The organism is Pseudomonas sp. S12(2018) (assembly GCF_024355235.1).
In the GTDB taxonomy this organism is placed as follows: Bacteria; Pseudomonadota; Gammaproteobacteria; order Pseudomonadales; family Pseudomonadaceae; genus Aquipseudomonas; species Aquipseudomonas palmensis.
In genome coordinates, this window is record NZ_QLAD01000006.1 from 297331 (window position 1) to 314817 (window position 17487).

Annotated in this window: 16 protein-coding genes; 13 read left to right on the forward strand and 3 right to left on the reverse strand. The window is 66.3% G+C overall.

Annotated elements, in window-relative coordinates:
• Nucleotides 1-39: 39 nt before the first annotated feature.
• Genes DN388_RS16450 through DN388_RS16465 form a run of 4 tightly spaced genes read left to right on the forward strand, consistent with a single transcriptional unit; the run spans nucleotide 40 to nucleotide 3543 of the window.
• Nucleotides 40-759 (forward strand): ABC transporter permease, encoded by a 720-nt coding sequence (locus tag DN388_RS16450; protein ID WP_043861427.1) that lies wholly within the window; start codon nucleotides 40-42, stop codon nucleotides 757-759.
• Nucleotides 756-1466 carry an ABC transporter permease gene (locus DN388_RS16455; RefSeq protein WP_043861426.1) on the forward strand — a complete coding sequence of 237 codons (711 nt, stop codon included), beginning with the start codon at nucleotides 756-758 and terminating at the stop codon, nucleotides 1464-1466. The genes DN388_RS16450 and DN388_RS16455 overlap by 4 nt, the downstream gene beginning before the upstream one ends.
• A 24-nt stretch (nucleotides 1467-1490) precedes the next feature.
• Nucleotides 1491-2735, forward strand: coding sequence for an FAD-binding oxidoreductase (locus tag DN388_RS16460; protein WP_043861425.1), 1245 nt, complete (start codon nucleotides 1491-1493; stop codon nucleotides 2733-2735).
• A gap of 19 nt (nucleotides 2736-2754) precedes the next feature.
• Nucleotides 2755-3543 carry an amino acid ABC transporter ATP-binding protein gene (locus tag DN388_RS16465; RefSeq protein ID WP_043861496.1) on the forward strand — a complete coding sequence of 263 codons (789 nt, stop codon included), beginning with the start codon at nucleotides 2755-2757 and terminating at the stop codon, nucleotides 3541-3543.
• Nucleotides 3544-3642: 99 nt separating this feature from the next.
• Here DN388_RS16465 and DN388_RS16470 read toward each other — a convergent pair whose 3' ends face one another.
• Both DN388_RS16470 and DN388_RS16475 read right to left on the reverse strand, forming a co-directional pair.
• A complete protein-coding gene (locus tag DN388_RS16470) occupies nucleotides 3643-3936 on the reverse strand; it encodes a hypothetical protein (protein ID WP_054914585.1) in 294 nt (97 codons plus the stop codon).
• A gap of 158 nt (nucleotides 3937-4094) precedes the next feature.
• Nucleotides 4095-5825 carry a zinc finger-like domain-containing protein gene (locus tag DN388_RS16475; RefSeq protein WP_196933107.1) on the reverse strand — a complete coding sequence of 577 codons (1731 nt, stop codon included), beginning with the start codon at nucleotides 5823-5825 and terminating at the stop codon, nucleotides 4095-4097.
• A gap of 197 nt (nucleotides 5826-6022) precedes the next feature.
• Here DN388_RS16475 and DN388_RS16480 point away from each other — a divergent pair, with 197 nt between their 5' ends.
• From DN388_RS16480 to DN388_RS16500, 5 genes are all read left to right on the forward strand, one after another.
• A complete protein-coding gene (locus DN388_RS16480; protein ID WP_255001329.1) occupies nucleotides 6023-6814 on the forward strand; it encodes a hypothetical protein in 792 nt (263 codons plus the stop codon).
• A 2-nt stretch (nucleotides 6815-6816) separates the two neighbouring features.
• A complete protein-coding gene (locus DN388_RS16485; RefSeq protein WP_255001175.1) occupies nucleotides 6817-8457 on the forward strand; it encodes a hypothetical protein in 1641 nt (546 codons plus the stop codon).
• A 37-nt stretch (nucleotides 8458-8494) separates the two neighbouring features.
• Nucleotides 8495-9133, forward strand: coding sequence for a glycine zipper domain-containing protein (locus tag DN388_RS16490; protein WP_058540130.1), 639 nt, complete (start codon nucleotides 8495-8497; stop codon nucleotides 9131-9133).
• Between the two features lie 30 nt (nucleotides 9134-9163).
• A complete protein-coding gene (locus tag DN388_RS16495; RefSeq protein WP_052504253.1) occupies nucleotides 9164-9625 on the forward strand; it encodes a hypothetical protein in 462 nt (153 codons plus the stop codon).
• 306 nt (nucleotides 9626-9931) lie between these two features.
• A complete protein-coding gene (locus tag DN388_RS16500; RefSeq protein WP_043861344.1) occupies nucleotides 9932-10747 on the forward strand; it encodes a gamma-glutamyl-gamma-aminobutyrate hydrolase family protein in 816 nt (271 codons plus the stop codon).
• 80 nt (nucleotides 10748-10827) lie between these two features.
• Here DN388_RS16500 and DN388_RS16505 read toward each other — a convergent pair whose 3' ends face one another.
• Nucleotides 10828-11745, reverse strand: a complete 918-nt coding sequence (locus DN388_RS16505; RefSeq protein WP_043861345.1) for a LysR family transcriptional regulator — start codon at nucleotides 11743-11745, stop codon at nucleotides 10828-10830.
• Nucleotides 11746-11857: 112 nt separating this feature from the next.
• Here DN388_RS16505 and araD1 point away from each other — a divergent pair, with 112 nt between their 5' ends.
• The 4 genes from araD1 to DN388_RS16525 are packed head-to-tail and all read left to right on the forward strand — an operon-like array spanning nucleotide 11858 to nucleotide 17440.
• Nucleotides 11858-12856, forward strand: coding sequence for an AraD1 family protein (araD1, locus tag DN388_RS16510; protein WP_255001180.1), 999 nt, complete (start codon nucleotides 11858-11860; stop codon nucleotides 12854-12856).
• A gap of 57 nt (nucleotides 12857-12913) precedes the next feature.
• On the forward strand, nucleotides 12914-14236 hold the full coding sequence (locus tag DN388_RS16515; RefSeq protein WP_054914592.1) for an MFS transporter: 1323 nt from the start codon (nucleotides 12914-12916) through the stop codon (nucleotides 14234-14236).
• Between the two features lie 29 nt (nucleotides 14237-14265).
• Entirely contained in the window at nucleotides 14266-15822 is a 1557-nt protein-coding gene (locus DN388_RS16520; RefSeq protein WP_058540127.1) for a UxaA family hydrolase, read from the forward strand.
• 31 nt (nucleotides 15823-15853) lie between these two features.
• A complete protein-coding gene (locus DN388_RS16525; protein WP_255001181.1) occupies nucleotides 15854-17440 on the forward strand; it encodes an aldehyde dehydrogenase (NADP(+)) in 1587 nt (528 codons plus the stop codon).
• Nucleotides 17441-17487 lie beyond the last annotated feature (47 nt).

Below are 17487 nucleotides of genomic sequence, written 5' to 3' on the forward strand. Positions count from 1 at the left end.
CCGGCGAAGAGGCCCTGTTGTCTTGCCGAGGGTTCGCGCATGATCGAACAACTGTCCCTGTTATCCTTCGCCAGCGGTGGCTGGGGCCAGGCCCTGCTGGCCGGCGCCCTGGTGACCATTTCCCTGGCCCTGGCCTGCCTGCCCATCGGCCTGCCGCTGGGCCTGGGCGTGGCGCTGGCCGCCCGCTCTAAAAAACGCTTTCCGCGCGCCTGGGCCACCGTGTTCTCCACGGTATTTCGCGGCCTGCCCGAACTGCTCACGCTGCTGATCATCTATTACGGCTGCCAGATCGCCGCGCAGAAGATCCTCACCGCCATGGGCTACGAGGGCGAGGTAATGATCAATACCTTCCTCGCCGCCATGATCGCCTTCAGCCTGGTGTTCGCCGCGTTTTCCAGTGAAATCTGGCTGGGCGCGTTCAAGACCATTCCCAAGGGCCAGTACGAGGCCTCGGCCGCGCTGGGCCTGAGCAAAACCACCACCTTCCGCAAGGTGGTGTTCCCGCAGCTGGTGCGCATCGCCCTGCCGGGCCTGTCGAACAACTGGCTGTCGCTGCTCAAGGACACCTCGCTGGTGTCGACCATCTCGCTGGTCGACCTGATGCGCCAGACCAACCTGGCCGTCAGCGTGACCAAGGAGCCGATGTTCTTCTACACCGTGGCCTGCCTGGGCTACCTGCTGTTCTCGGCGCTGTCGGGCCGGGTCTTCGCCTATATCGAACGCCACACCAGCCGTCACCTGCGGAGTGCACGCACATGAATCTCGATGCCCTGCTGGCGTTCTTCGTCGACCCCGACCTGCTCGAACGCTACGGCCCGCGCTTTATCGACGGGCTGCTGGTCACCGGCAAACTGGTGGCCATCTCCTTCACCCTGGGCGCCCTGCTGGGCCTGCTGCTGGCGCTGGCGCGGCTGTCGAACAACGTGCTGCTGCAACGCCTGAGCGCCGGCTACATCTACTTCTTCCGGGGCTCGCCGCTGCTGGCGCAGCTGTTTCTGCTGTACTACGGGCTGGGCTCGCTCAAGAGCTTCTGGCAGGACGTCGGCATGTGGTGGTTCTTCCGCGAAGCCTGGTACTGCACCCTGCTGGCCTTCACCCTGAACACCGCCGCCTACCAGGCCGAGATCTTTCGCGGCAGCCTGATGGCCGTGGCCCCAGGGCAATACGAGGCGGCCAGGGCACTGAGCCTGAAGCGCTCGACCACCTTCTTCAAGGTGATCCTGCCGCAGTCGCTGATCGTGGCCATCGGCCCGCTGGGCAACGAGCTGATTCTGATGATCAAGGCCAGTGCAATCGCCTCGCTGGTGACCATCTACGACCTGATGGGCGTGACCAAGCTGGCCTTCTCGCGCAGTTTCGACTTCCAGATCTACCTGTGGGCCGCGGTGCTCTACCTGCTGATCGTGGAGATCGTGCGCCGCAGCCTCAAACACATAGAAGCCCGACTGGGCCGCCACCTGCGCTGAACCGTAGCCGTAGAGGATTTTTTCATGCATTGCCAAACCATCGTTCTGGGCGCCGGTATCGTCGGTGTTTCCACGGCCCTGCACCTGCAAGCACGCGGGCGCAAGGTGATCCTGATCGACCGTGACGAACCGGGCAGCGGCACCAGCCACGGCAATGCCGGCCTGATCGAGCGCTCCAGCGTGATCCCCTATGCCTTCCCGCGCGAGCTGTCCAAGCTGCTGCGCTACGGCCTCAACCGCCAGCCCGACGTGCGCTACAGCTTCAGCTACCTGCCCAAGGCCGCGCCCTGGTTGCTGCAGTACTGGAAGAACTCCGCCCCGGCGCCCCTGGCCGAGGCCACCCGCGCCATGCTGCCGCTGGTGCAGCGCTGCGTCGAGGAACACGACGCACTGATCGAGGCCGCCGAACTGGGCGCCATGGTGCAGGCCAAGGGCTGGATCGAGGTGTACCGCACCCAGCCTGCCCTGGCCCAGGCCGTGGCCGATGCCCAGGCGCTCAAGCCCTACGGCCTGCAGTTCGAGATTCTCGACAAGCAGCAACTGCACGAGCGCGAACCGGATCTGAGCGCCAACGCAGTGGGCGGCATCCACTGGCTCGACCCCAAGACCGTGAGCAACCCCGGCGGCCTCACCCGCGGCTACGCGGCGCTGTTCGTCAAGCGCGGCGGGCAGTTCATCCAGGGCGATGCGCGCACCCTGCGCCAGGTGGCCAGCGAATGGCAGGTCGACACCCGCCAGGGCCCGGTCACTGCGCCGGAGGCAGTGATCGCGCTGGGCCCGCAGGCCGGCGAGCTGTTCCGCCCGCTGGGCTACGACATCCCGCTGGAGGTCAAGCGCGGCTATCACGTACATTTCCATGCCAAGGCCGGTGCTGCGCTCAAGCATTCACTGTGCGACGTGCAGGGGGGCTTCGTGCTGGCACCGATGGCCCAGGGCATTCGCCTGACCACCGGCATCGAGTTCGCCGCCAGCGACGATGCGGCCAACGAGGTCCAGTTGCAGCGCTGCGAAGCCATCGCCCGCCAGCTGTTCCCGCTGGGCGAGCGCACCCAGGACGCGCCGTGGCTGGGCCGACGCCCCTGCCTGCCGGACATGCGCCCGGTGATCGGCCCGGCGCCGCGGCACAAGGGCCTGTGGTTCAACTTCGGCCACGCCCACCACGGCCTCACCCTGGGCCCGGTATGCGGGCGCCTGCTGGCAGAAATGATTACCGGCGAGAACACCTTTACCGACCCGACGCCCTATGGCGCCGACCGCTTCGAACACTGAGATCGCGGAGAACAACAACATGACCGCACCACTGAGCCTTGCCGCTGCACGCCCCGACACGCACCCCGACCCGCGCAAGGTCGTGGTGAGCATCGACGGGCTGAACAAGTTCTATGGCGACTTTCACGTACTGCGCGACGTCGACCTCAAGGTGCGTGAAGGTGAGCGCATCGTGCTGTGCGGGCCGTCCGGCTCGGGCAAGTCGACGCTGATCCGCTGCATCAACCGCCTGGAGATCGCCGAAAAAGGCACCCTGCTGGTCAACGACACCGACCTGGCGCTGACCACGCGCCAGGCCGCCGAGGTGCGCAGCGAGATCGGCATGGTGTTCCAGCACTTCAACCTGTTCCCGCACATGAGCGTGCTCGACAACTGCACCCTGGCGCCGATGAGCGTGCGCGGCCTGTCGCGCAAGGAGGCCGAGGAGCGGGCACGGTTCTACCTGAACAAGGTGGGCATCGAGAGCCAGGCGGGCAAGTATCCCAGCCAGCTGTCGGGCGGGCAGCAGCAGCGCGTGGCAATCGCCCGGGCGCTGTGCATGAAGCCAAAGATCATGCTGTTCGACGAGCCGACCTCGGCACTGGACCCGGAGATGGTCGCCGAAGTGCTGGATGTGCTGGTCAAGCTTGCCGACACCGGCATGACCATGCTGTGCGTGACCCACGAAATGGGCTTTGCGCGACAGGTGGCCGAGCGCGTGCTGTTTCTGGACGGCGGGCAGATCATCGAGGATGCCCCGCCCGAGGCGTTCTTCAACAACCCGCAGAGTGATCGGGCCAAGGGCTTCCTGGCGCAGATTCTGCACTGAAGCCGCTGGCCTTTCGCGGGTCACGCCCGCTCCCACAGGGGCTCACGCCGGCCTTGTGGGAGCGGGCTTGCCCCGCGAAAGGCCCACCACGTACTACGCCTAGCGCGCCTGCATCTTCGACTTGATGAACCCGGCCACGAACGTCAGCACCGCGCCGCCGGCACCACCGCCGACGATGCTGCTGATGATCGCCGCCATGTCCAGCGACCCGCCAGCCCCCATGGCGGCCCCGGGCTCACCGGTGATCGCGGCCAGTATCTGGCCCACGATCACCCCGCCCACCCCGCCGAAGATCGAATTGAGCAACGGCCCCATGCTCTGCTTGCTCATGCCGGCGGCATTGCCGCCTACCACACCACTGATGACCTGAATGACCAGACTCACGATGTCCATGGCTATACCCCTGCGCAGCGCTGATTGAGTGACGGCTCAGCTGCGACTACGACTACAGGCACTACCGGCGGCATCGAGACGTCTCGATCCGATCAACGACAGCCAGCTGTTGCGGATACGCGAAGTATAGGACAGGTACACGCCCTGCCCTTGCCCCCTCACACGTCGAAGTTCATGCGCCGCAGCCGCGCATCGATGGCCGGCGCGTTGAGCGCGCGGTTGAACACCAGGGCCAGCAGCAGCGACAGCGGCACCAGCGTGGGCAAGGCCCCCAGCATGCCGACCAGCGCATTGGGCAGCATGTGCTGCAGGCGTGGCCCGTCCCGCAGCAGGGCGATCGGCGTGTCCGGGAACAACGCCAGCAGCGGCATCAGGCAGAAGGCCAGCACCACGGCGGCCAGCAGCCGATTGCCCGGGCCCTTGCCCATGAAGCGGTTCATGCGGTGCCACAGCATGTCCTTGAACAGCCAGGTGCACAGCAGCCCCACGCCCACCAGCATCACCCCGTTGATCGGACTGGTGAACGGCAGCACCAGGTAATGCTTGAACATGGCCCACACCGTGGCCGGGCCATCGGCCCTGAACAGCACCTGCGGCCCACCGAACTTCACTTCCAGAAGCTTGCCCGCGCTGAAAAAGAACAGCACCAGCATCAGCAGGCTCAGCCGCCAGAGGTAACCCAGCGCGCGGCGCAGCACCAGCCTGGGCTCCAATTTGCTGCGCAGGGCCGTCTGCTGGTCCGAGGCGTTCTTGCGCAGCGCGAAGAAGCGATTGGCCTGCTCGGGGCTGACCGTGCCGTTTTTCACGTCCGACAGCTGGCTGACGTAATTCACGTGTCCAGACTCCTCGATCATGCGCCGGGCCACCGAACGCTCGCTGGCCAGGGCCACCTGTTCGATGTCTGCCGGGTTTTCCAACTGCTCGATCACCCTGTCGAAGTAGCTGGCGGCCAGCCCGTCATCGAACACCACATGCCGGTAGCGGCCAAGCATGTTGCAACGGATGCTGCGCCGTCCGGCACGCACCTGGGCCTGGCTGTAATAGCAGGTGCCGTCCACGCTCAGTACCAGGTCGCCCTTCTCGGGTGTGTTGTCCGGGTAATAGGGCGCGGCGAACCCTTCGGCAGCCCGCTCGATGGTTTCGGGCTCATCCCCCCACTCGTCGACGTAAGGCTTGAGCCAGGTATCGTTGGACTTCAGGTGTACCGAATTGCCGACTGCCTTGGCCGACACCTCCAGGGTGTAGCGGGTGCAGATGAACTTGTCGCCCAAACAGCCGCCGCAGGTCACCTGCCCCCCCATGCAGCCGCACGCCACAGAGCCGCCCACACAACTGGGGCAGTTGTCGCCGCCTGCGCCCATGCAGTAGGCACAACTGCCACTGCCGGTGCGGCCGGAGCCGCCACAGCCCCAGCACTGCGTGCGGCCCTTGCCGCTGCAACTGCTGCATCTTAGCTTGCAACTGCCGTTGCACGCGGTGCAGCGCTGCTTGCCGTAACCGCTGCAGGTGCCGCAGGTATGGCTGGTGTAGAGCGGGTCGAGGGCAAACAGCTTCACCTGCTGGCTGCGCAGAAAATGCGCGGGATTGCTGCCCAGCCCCTTGAGCACACGGTTCTTGTAATGCGCCGCGCCCCTGCCCAGCAGCACTTGACGCTGCTCGGCCATCGACTGCTCGAGCTGGTGTTCGCTCACCGAATTGATCCGCAGCCCCACCGAAGCCGACTCGCGGCGCACTTCGGTCACCAGGCTCCAGCGCCGGCTCACGCTCACCGCGCGCCCCTTGTCCTCGACCTGCTGCACGGTCAGCTCGAGATCGGAGGTGTCATAGCCGCATCCCTGCAGGCGGCTGCGCAGTGCTTGCTCCACGGTGCGGGTGAATGCCTGGGTCATCGTCTACTCCGTCTCAATGCGCGCGTCCTGTTTTCGCCTGCTGGCGTAACGCCACAGAATGCCACGCTGCCCCTGGCGTGCGCTACGCGTCACGTTTCGGTTATCAGCAATTCTTGTAGGAAACTGCCCAATATGTAGCCCTGTGCTACCATCCCGCGCAGCGGGTCACGCGCGCCATCAGTACAGGGAAGCACTCTTTGAAACACCACACCCCCTCACGTTTCAGCGCACTCGCCCTGGCCTGCTGGCTAATGGCCGGGCTCGCCTTCCAGGCATCCGGCGCGCTGGCCGACCAGTTGATCGGCACCCACCCCTCGGCTGCCGGCCCGATCAACCACATGGAAACCCCGCAGGGGCACGCCTACCTCACGCTGCCCCAGCGCAAGCTGCAATTGCAGCTGCCAGCGCAGTGGCGCGAAACCAATGTGGAGGGCACCTACGACCTGCACGGCGAAACCGCCGTGGTGCTCAGCTACCGCACGCCGCAATGCGACTCGCAAAGCGCGCTGGTGGTGTTGTCCGGCACCTCGGCGTGGGGGCCTTACCGCCTGGGCGGCTGTTCCGACATGCTGGCCTTGCAGCGCGCCGAAGACGGCAAAAGCCTGGTGGCGATGCAGCTCAACGGCACGCAGTCGGCGGCCTGGACCTACTCGTCGCTCGACCGGCAGTTCCGCGGCCCGCTGCGGGTCGACCTGCCGAACCTGCTCAAGGGCCTGGCCAAGGCGACGCCAGCCCCTGCCAGGGCCGCAGCGCCACGCCCTGCACCCGTCCAGCACGCCGTGGCCCCGACGCCCCCGCCGCAACCCAGGCCCGCGCCCGCAGTGGCCAGGGTCGAAGCCAAACCGCCAACGCCTGCCCCGGCAGCAGCGCCATCGGCCGCGCCGCAGGTCACGCCCCAGGTCGCCACTGAAGTGGTAGACCGCGCCAAAACCGCGGCGCCAGCCCAGCGCCGGGTGACGCTCGACCTGACCTCCGAGCTGGAACACTAGCCGTGAACAGCCGCCTGTCGCCCGACCTGATGGGCCGGCCATGGCGCGGGTGGCTGCGCCGGCCTGTCGTGGCACGTGCGTCAACGCCCCGCCAGCAGCAACGCTTCGTGGCCCGCCTGATGCTGGGGCTGACGCTGTGTTACCTGCTCGTCGAGATGGGCTTCAACGCACGCCTGCTGGATGTGGTGGGCGGGCTGGCCAGCCCCGCCCAGGTCGAGTCGATCGAATTCTACGGACGCCTGATCGCCGGCACCGCCGTGGCCCTGCTGGGCCTGGGCTGGGTACTGCAAAAGGCCTGCAGCCAGTACTGGAGCCTGGGCCGCACGCTGGCCTGGTCTGCGCTGACGGTGGGCAGCTGCCTGCTGGTGGTGTTTTATGCGCAGCTGGCCCTGATCAACCACCTGGTCGCCACCTCCACCCCGCAGGAGCGTGCCCGCGCCGTGCTGGGCGTGCCCATCAGCTACCTGTTGGTGCATCGCGAGTTCGGCCTTAAGGGGCTGGAGCTGGGCACCGACGACTACAAGCGCCCCGAGGGCAAGACCCTGCTGGCCACCCTGCCGATCCTGCTGCAGTCGGTCGATCGCCTCGAAGAGCGGGTGCGCCAGCAGGGCCTGGCCTTCTTCGAACTGTTCGCCGAAACCCGCCGCGGCCCGCTGGCCGACAACTACCAGCGTTACCGCGAGGCCCTGGCCGAGCTGGACGAGCTGTACGGCAACTACCGCCAGGGCAGCCAGCGCTACCTGGACGCCACCAGCCCGGCCACCATCGCCCGGCATCAGCAGCAGGCCTGGGACGATTACGTGCAGACCCTCAAGCAGCGCAATCGCCGCCTGACCCCAGGCAACGTGCCGCGTCGGCACTGGCCGCAGGTGCGCCGCATGCTGGATGACAAGGGCATTCAGGTGAGTGACAACTGGCAACCCGGCGACCGCGCCGGCTTCAACCTGGCCGTGGCCAAGCGCGTGCAGGGCCATGCCAGCGGCGCCTACGGCACCGAGCTGTTCAAGCATATCCAGGGCGACTGGATCAAACCCGGCCTGTCGCGCCAGGGGTTCTTCGCCGACCCGGCGATCCAGCAGCGCTGGCGTAGCGCGCTGTACCTGCCCGACAGCCTGTCACTCAAGCCCGACTGGTCGCTCGACGCCTATGAACAGGCGATCTACCGCCCGACCCTGCGCCTGGATGCCCAGCAACTGCTCGAAGAACGCCTGGTCGAGCCGGCCCGCTATGGCGAGCGCAACGACAAGGCAGACATCGGCCGCGACAGCTACCGCGCCCTGATCGTGCCGATGATCGCCCTGCTGTTCTCGTTGCTGGGGGCCTTCACCCACCTGTTCAAGTGCACCCTGTTCGCCCTGCGCGCCGTGCGCCCGGTGCCGCGCCGCGCCTACTGGGGGGCGCTGGCGGTGTACGCGGTGGTGGTGCTGGCGCTGCCGATGCCGTTCAGCAACAAGGTCACCGAACAGCCGCTGTTTCTCACCCTCAAGCAGCGAGGCGCCAGCACCCTGGGTGCCATGGGCTGGGTGATCGCCCACGGTGCGCAGTGGACCGCCCAGGTGCAGCCGCTGTTCTACCCGCTCAACGAAGCGATACGCCTGCACCTGCTGCAAGGCCTGAGCTACGGCTACCACGACAACGACTGATGACAGCGCCCCGCCACGGCCTGAAAGGAGCCCCACCTTGACCCGCTCGACCACCCTTACCCTTGTACTACTGGCTGGCAGCGTGCTGCTCGGCGGCTGCCAGAACTCGCAGATGGGCAGCACCGCACTGGGCGGTGCTGCCGGCTGCCTGGGCGGCGCGATCATTGCGGTCGGCACCGGCGGCAAGCCCGGTGTGGGCTGCGCCATTGGTGCCGCGCTGGGCGCCCCCAGCGGCTACTACATCGGCCGCCAGAAAGACCTGCAGCAGGCCCGGCAGGTGCAGGCCGACATCGAGCGCCAGTCTGCCGACGTAGCCGCCGTGCAGGTCAGTACCCGCCAGGTCGCGGTGCCGGCCGACGAGCGCAATGCGGTGGGCGCCGCCAGCATCGATGCCGTCGACTCCATGCAGGTGAACGTGCCCCAGGCCCTGGTCAACAAGCGCGACAAGCGCCTCAAGGAGCCCCTGGGCCGTGTCGGCAGCTACGTGTCCGGTGCCCGCAGCAAGGCCAATGTGGTGGTCACCACCCGCAGCAAGGGCGACTTCAACTACATCGTCAGAACCATCAAGAGCGGCTACAACGGCAAGGTCGCCACCGACAAGGTCACCTACCAGTACCGCGAGCAGACCCGCGGCACCCAGTCGGCGATTCAGGTCATGCACGACGCCCAGGCTTAAGCCTTCCAACTCCAGTGGAGAACAGCAAGCATGCAGGATTTCAAGATTCAACGCCCCGACCCGGATGGCCGCGCAAAGCCGCAGAGCAAGCCGCAAAGCCAACCGCAGCAGCCCGACAGCACCGACCACACGGCCTACTACAAGCCCCGCCACCGCCAGGCGCAGCAGAACCAGAGCAACTACACCCGCAGCAGCGACAACGGCCCGATGCTGGTCTACGTGCTGTACCTCATCAGCCTGCTGGTGGTGGTCACCGCGCCTGCCGGGCTGGTCTACGCCTACCAGAGCCGCGCTGGCGCCAACGACCTGGACCGCAGCCACTACACCTTCCAGATCCGCATGTTCTGGATCGGCCTGTTGCTGCTGGGGGTGGGCGTCATCGGCATACCCTTCGTGTTCGGCTGGTTCGTGCTGGTCGGCTGGGCTGTCTGGCTGCTGTACGCAATCACCACCGGCATGCGGCGCTGGCGCAAGGGCCAGCCGGCCAGCTGAGGCCTGGTTGCCTACGCCGAAAGTCGTACGTTAAATATAATGAACTACCAAGCACGCTAACAATTGACATTAATCCTTATAAAACAAGGTATTGGGTTGTATTTCTAGAAACAACATAATGAAATTAGCCTGCCACAGGGTAAAGCCGTTTGACATATTTAACGGCTCTGGCAAGCTATGTCACAGGTTTCGACCGGGAGTCGTCCTTCCAGGCGCTCTCGGCAGTGCTCGAAACCTCAGGTAGCGTCAGCGGTTCCCGATGCGCCTGCACAACAATGACAGGCCGAGCCTGTCCCAAGGTGACATATGCCCAACAGCAACATTGGCAATAAGAATCAGACCCTGCGCAAGCCTGTCGTGCTCATGACCATGGGTGCCCAGGAACGCAAGGGCCATGCCTACCAGGTAATGACCCACAAATACATCCAACCCCTGGTCGACCATGCCGGATGCGTGCCGGTTCTGGTTCCGACCTGCTGCGGTACCGAAGACCTCGAGCAGTACCTGGACATGGCCGACGGCGTGTACCTGACCGGTGCCGGCAGCAACATCGACCCGGCGCTGTATGGCCAGGAGAACGAAACCCCGGGCAAGGCCCAGGACCGCGACCGCGACCTGTTCGACCTGCCGCTGGTGCAACTGGCTATCGCCCGTGGCCTGCCGATCTTCGGTATCTGCCGCGGCATGCAGGAAATCAACGTGGCACTGGGCGGCGACATCTACCAGAAGGTCTATGCCGAGCCAGGCTTCAACGATCACCGGGAGAACCCCGATGATCCGGTTGATGTGCAGTACAGCCAGGTTCACAGCGTGCGCCTGGAAGCCGGCAGCTGGCTGCGAGAACTGCTGCAGAGCGATGAAATCCGCGTCAACTCGCTGCATGGCCAGGGCCTGAAGACCCTGGGTGAAGGCCTCGAGCCACTGGCACGTGCCGAAGACGGGCTGGTGGAAGCGATCCATGCACCAAGCCTGTCGCCGTTCCTGTTCGCGGTGCAATGGCACCCGGAATGGCAGGCGGCGCAGAACCCGGACTCGGTGAAGATGTTCGAAGCCTTCGGCCAGGCCTGCCGCCAGCAGGCAGCCAAAGGTCAGGCGGCAAAGAAGGTCGGCTCTACGGCCTGATTCGCGCCAACCGCTTCGCCGGCAAGGCCGGCTCCTGCCGCAGGAGCCGGCCTTGCCGGCGACGGGCCCGGCCTGTCACCTCACACCCCCAGCGCCTCGATCAGCAACTGCGCCGGCACCGGCAGTTCCACCCCCTTGCGCGTGACCACCTCATAGGGCTCGCTGCGCGAGTTCAATTCCAGCGGCAGTTGCGCCAGCATCCCATGCTCGAGCGCGATCCTGGCCGAGTCCCACGGCATCACCGCCACCAGCCCACGGTCCTGCAACAGCAGCGTGAGCGTGGTGAAAGTTGATGAAGTTTCAATGGGATACAGCGGAAAGCTCAAACCCGCCTCACGAAATTCCCGCTCCAGCGTCAAGCGCATCGGCATGTTCACCGGGAACACCACCCAGCGTGAATCGGCCAACGCCTCGAGCCTCAACTCGGCACACCCCACCAGCGGGTGCTGCAGATTGGCCACCACCACCAACTGCTCCTGATGCCTGGCCCGGCTCACATAGGCGCCCGGTCGCGGGCTCACGCTGGTTCGGCAGATCACCACATCCAGACGGCCCTGATCGAGCAAGCTGAGCAGGCGGTCGCTGGTGTCCTCGACGATCGATACCGACAGGTCCGGCTGGCTCTCGCGCAGACGCGCCAGGCCCTCCACCAGCATCGGTACCGCCCCCATGATCGACCCCACCGACAGCCGCCCGCCGTGGCCCTGCAGAATACCGATCATCTCTTCGCGCAGGTGCGCCAGGTCGGTATTGATCAGGCGCGCATAACGCACCACGCAGCGCCCCAGGTCATTGGCCTCCAGCCCCTTGCTGGTGCGCTCGAACAGCACCGCGCCCAGGGTCGATTCGATTTCATTGAGCGCCTTGGTCGCGCCCGGCTGGGTAATCGACAGGGCCTGGGCGGCCTTGTGGATCGAGCCCAGCTCGTCGAGGCTGATCAGCAGGCGCAACTGGCGCATGCGCAGGCGCGAAGCCATGGTAGTCAGGGGTGGCAGCATAGGTGATTACTTTTGGTTATCCCTCGGTCAACAGCTGTCATTAGGCAGCAAAGCCACGCAAATTTAAAGTGTCGGACAACAGCCCTCCCCACAAGAACAATCAGGAGTCAGCATGCGTCTGATCCAATTCGAAACCCCTGCAGCCGCGCGTCACGTCGGCGTCATCGAAGGCGACCTGATCCAGGTGGTACGCAATACCCGCACCATGCGTGAACTGGCCCTGGCCGCGATTCGCAACGCCCGCAGCCTGTGCGACGAAGTGCTCGCCCGCGGCCTGGACGCCACCGCCCACAGTTACGCCCAGGCCCTGGCCGACTGCCGGGTGCTGCCGCCGCTGGACCACGACGACCCCGCCCACTGCCTGATCAGCGGCACCGGCCTGACCCACCTGGGCAGCGCCTCGACCCGCGACAAGATGCACCAGCAGAAAATCGACGACAGCACCGCCCTGACCGACACCGCCCGCATCTTCCAGTGGGGCATCGAAGGCGGCCGCCCGCCCTCCGGCACCGCCGGTGTGCAGCCGGAATGGTTCTACAAGGGCGACGGCTCGATCGTGGTACGCCCCGGCCAGCCGTTCCAGAGCCCCGCCTTTGCCGAAGACAGCGGCGAAGAGCCCGAGCTGGCCGGCTTGTACGTGATTGGCGATGACGGCCAGCCCTACCGGGTAGGCTTCGCCATCGGCAACGAGTTCTCCGACCATGTGATGGAGCGGCGCAACTACCTGTACCTGGCCCACTCCAAGCTGCGCAACTGCTCCTACGGCCCCGAGTTGCGGGTCGGCGAGCTGCCCGCTCACCTGGGCGGCGTCAGCCGTATCCACCGCGGTGATAACCTGCTGTGGGAAAAGGAATTCCTCAGCGGCGAGGACAACATGTGCCATTCGCTGGAGAACCTGGAGTACCACCACTTCAAGTACACCCAGTTCCTGCGTCCGGGCGATGTGCACGTGCACTTCTTCGGCACCGCGACCCTGTCGTTCGCCGACCAGGTCAAGGCCGCGCCCGGCGACGTGTTCGAAATCAGCCTGCCCGAGTTCGGCGCCCCGCTGCGCAATGGCATCAGCGTGAGGCCTTCGGCCATCTCACCCGGCGAGGTGAAAGCGCTCTGAACCGCAGGCGGCGCCCCGCGCGCCGCCGCGGCATTTCATAACAACCATAAGAGTGAGATGAGCATGAAAGACACCTCCTTGCAGGCCGCCCCGGCACCTGCCCTGGCTGCCACCGATGCCCAGCGGCCCACCACCGTGCGCTGGCGCATCTTCCTGATCCTGCTGTTGCTGGCCGCGATCAACTACATCGACCGCGCCTCGCTGTCGGTGGCGCTGCCGCTGATCTCGGCGGAATTCGAACTGACCCCGGCCATGGAAGGCCTGATTCTCAGCGCGTTCTTCTGGTCGTACGCACTGATGCAGATCCCCAGCGGCATGCTGCTGGACCGTTTCCAGGTGCGCAACATCATCGGCGCCGCCACCATCGGCTGGGGGGCCTTCCAGGCACTGGCCGGCGGCGCGCACAACTGGATCACCCTGCTGATCACCCGCGTCGGCCTGGGTGTGGCCGAATCGCCGATCATGCCGGCCGGGGCCAAGCTCAACGGCGCCTGGCTGACCCCCAACGAGCGTGGGCGTGGCGCCACCCTGGTGGACGGCGGCGCGCCGCTGGGCACCGCATTCGGCGCGATCATCATCGCCGGCCTGATCACCTGGTTCGACTCCTGGCGCATCGCCTTCGTGATCGCCGGGGTGGGCACCATCGTGGTCGGCATCTGGGCCTGGTGGTACATCCGCAACCACCCTTGCGAGCACCCCAAGGTCAACGCCGCCGAGCTGGACTACATCAACCAGGCCAACGCGGTGGCCAGCGACGGCAACGGGCGCAAGGCGATCCTCAAGGAGTTGCTCAAGAGCCGCTCGGTACTGGCCATGTTCGCCGGCTATGCCTGCTACAACAGCGTGTTCTACGGCCTGCTGACCTGGATGCCGAGCTACCTGCACCAGGCCCACAACCTGGACATCAAGGCCATGGGCGGCGCCACCTTCCTGATCTTCATGTGCGGCTTCGTCGGCGAGCTGATCGGCGGCTGGATCGCCGACAAGTGGAAAGCCAGCGGCGGCCAGCCCAACACCGTGATGCGCAGCATGTTCGCAGGCTCCGCCGCCGTAGCTGCCCTGTGCATCCTGCTGGTGGCCTACACCCCGGATGCCGCGCGGGTCATCGCCCTGCTGTGCGTCGCGCTGTTCTTCATCCGCTGGTGCGGCATGTACTGGTGCCTGCCGGCGATCCTGGGCGGCAAGTCCAAGGCCGGCATCCTGGGCGGCAGCATGAACTTCTGCGGCAACATGGTCGGCGTACTGGTGCCGATCCTGATCGGCCTGATCGTGCAGTTCACCGGCTCCTACTTCCTGGCCCTGATCTTCTTCGTGGTCATGGCCTTCGGCCTGATGCTGTTCTCCGGCCTGATCGACTATCGCGAGCGCGGCCTGGCGTAGCCCGGCCCACGCCTCTGGAGATGACTGAGATGCAACTCATTACAACAACAGGCAGCGACAGCGCCGCCAATGCCGTGATCCGCCTCAACCCGCTGGACGACGTGCTGATCGCCCGCCAGCCCCTGCCCAAGGGCCTGCACCTGCAGGCCGAGCACATCGAGGTGCTGCAGGCCATCCCGGCAGGGCACAAGGTGGCGGTGCGCGCCATCGCCCCCGGCCAGCCGCTGCGCCGCTACGGGCAGATCATCGGTTTTGCCAGCCAGCCCATCGCCGCCGGCGAGCATGTGCACGTGCACAATCTGGCCATGGGCGACTTTGCCCGCGACTACGCCTTCGGCGTGGACGCCAGGGGCACACCGGCCACCACCGACGATACCTTCATGGGCATCGTGCGCGCCGACGGCCGGGTGGCCACGCGCAACTACATCGGCATCCTCACCTCGGTGAACTGCTCGGCCACCGTGGCACGCGCCATCGCCGACCATTTTCGCCGCGACATCCACCCCGAGGCGCTCGCGCCCTACCCCAACGTGGACGGCGTGGTGGCCCTGACCCACGGCGTGGGCTGCGCGGTCGACCCTGGCGGCGAGGCGCTGGCGATGCTGCAGCGCACCCTGGGCGGGTACGCGGTGCATGCCAACTTCGCCTCGGTGCTTATGATCGGCCTGGGCTGCGAGACCAACCAGATCCCCGACCTGCTGGCCGCCCAGGGCCTGAACAGCAGCCACACCCTGCGCACCTTCACCATCCAGGGCACCGGCGGCACCACGCGCACCATTGCCAGCGGCATCGCCCAGGTCAAGTCGCTGCTGGCCGAAGCCGATCAGGTACGTCGCGAGCCGGTCAGCGTCAGGCACCTGACCGTCGGCCTGCAATGTGGCGGCTCCGACGGCTATTCGGGCATCACCGCCAACCCGGCACTGGGCAATGCGGTGGATCGCCTGGTGGCGGCCGGTGGCACCGCGATACTGTCCGAAACCCCGGAAATCTACGGCGCCGAGCACCTGCTCACGCGCCGTGCGGTCAGCCGCGAAGTGGGCGAAAAGCTGATCGCGCGCATCCACTGGTGGGAAGCCTACTGCGAGCGCATGGGCGCCGAACTGAACAACAACCCCTCGGCCGGCAACAAGGCCGGCGGGCTCACCACCATTCTCGAAAAATCCCTGGGCGCCGTGGCCAAGGCCGGCTCCAGCGACCTGATGGACGTCTACGAATACGCCGAACCGGTGCGTGCCCACGGCCTGGTGTTCATGGACACCCCCGGCTACGACCCAATCTCGGCCACCGGCCAGGTCGCCGGCGGCGCCAACCTGATCGCCTTCACCACCGGGCGCGGTTCGGCCTACGGCTGCGCACCGTCGCCCTCGATCAAGCTGGCCACCAACACCCGCCTGTGGGAAACCCAGGAAGACGACATGGACGTGAACTGCGGCGGCATCGCCGACGCCAGCACCACCATCGAGGAACGCGGCGAACACATCTACCGCCTGATGCTGCGCATTGCCTCGGGCGAGCGCAGCAAGAGCGAACAACATGGCTACGGCCAGAACGAATTCGTGCCCTGGCAGATCGGCGCCATCACCTGAGCCCCTGCCCTCAACCGACAAGGACCCCGCAATGACCTCTGTTCTCGGCCACAACTACATCGCCGGCCAGCGCAGCGCTGCCGGCACCACCGTACTGCAGAGCCTGGATGCAAGCACCGGCCAAGCGCTGGCGTGCACCTTCATCCAGGCCACTGCCGAAGAAGTGGACGCCGCCGCCAAGGCTGCCGCCAGCGCCTACCCGCAGTTCCGTACGCTGCCTGCGACGCGGCGCGCCGAATTTCTTGATGCCATCGCCGACGAGCTGGACGGACTGGGCGATGACTTCATCGCCACGGTATGCCGCGAAACCGCCCTGCCCGCTGCACGCATCTCGGGCGAACGCGGGCGCACCAGCGGGCAGCTGCGCCTGTTCGCCAACGTGCTGCGCCGTGGCGACTTCCACGGGGCTCGCATCGACCGCGCGCTGCCCGAGCGCCAGCCACTGCCGCGCCCGGACCTGCGCCAGTACCGTATTGGCCTGGGGCCGGTGGCGGTGTTCGGCGCCAGCAACTTTCCGCTGGCCTTCTCCACGGCCGGCGGCGATACCGCCTCGGCGCTGGCCGCCGGCTGCCCGGTGGTGTTCAAGGCTCACAGCGGGCACATGGCCACCGCCGAATGGGTGGCCGATGCGATCCTGCGCGCTGCGCAGCGCACCGGCATGCCGGCGGGGGTATTCAACATGATCTATGGCGCAGGCGTGGGGGAATGGCTGGTGCGCCACCCGGCGATCCAGGCGGTGGGCTTCACCGGCTCGCTCAAGGGCGGCAACGCCCTGTGCAAAATGGCCGCCGAGCGCCCGCAGCCGATCCCGGTGTTCGCCGAGATGTCGAGCATCAACCCCGTCATCCTGCTGCCACAGGCGCTACAGGTACGTGGGGCGGCCATCGCCCGCGAGCTGACCGGTTCGGTGACCCTGGGCTGCGGGCAGTTCTGCACCAACCCCGGCCTGATCATCGGCGTGCGCTCGCCGGCGTTCAGTGCCTTTGTGCACGCCTTCGTCGCACAGATGGCCGAACAGCCTGCACAGACCATGCTCAATGCCGGGGCACTGGCCAGTTATGCCAAGGGGCTGGAGCACCTGCACCGCCATCCTGGCCTCACGCACCTGGCAGGGGCCGCGCAGAACGGGCGCCAGGCGCAACCCCAGCTGTTCAAGGCCGATGTGAACTTGTTGCTGCAAGGTGATGATTTGCTTCAGGAAGAAGTGTTCGGTCCAGCCACCGTCGTTATCGAGGTAGAGGACGATGCGCAGCTGGCGCTGGCATTGCAAGGGCTGCGCGGACAACTGACCGCCACCCTGATCGGCGAGCAGGCCGAGTTGCTCGAATACCGCTGGCTGGGTGAGTTGCTGGTGGAAAAGGTCGGGCGGGTTCTGCTCAATGGCTATCCGACGGGGGTCGAGGTGTGCGATGCGATGGTGCATGGCGGACCGTACCCGGCCACGTCCGATGCCCGGGGCACCTCGGTGGGTTCACTGGCGATCGACCGGTTCCTGCGCCCGGTGTGCTTGCAGAACTACCCCGATGCACTGCTGCCCGAAGCGTTGCAGAATGCCAATCCGCTGGGAATCCAGCGGCTGGTCGATGGCGTCATGAGCCGCGAGGCTGTCGGCGCCTGATGCGGGCGCCTTCGCCGGCAAGGCCGGCTCCTGCACCTGCAGGGGCC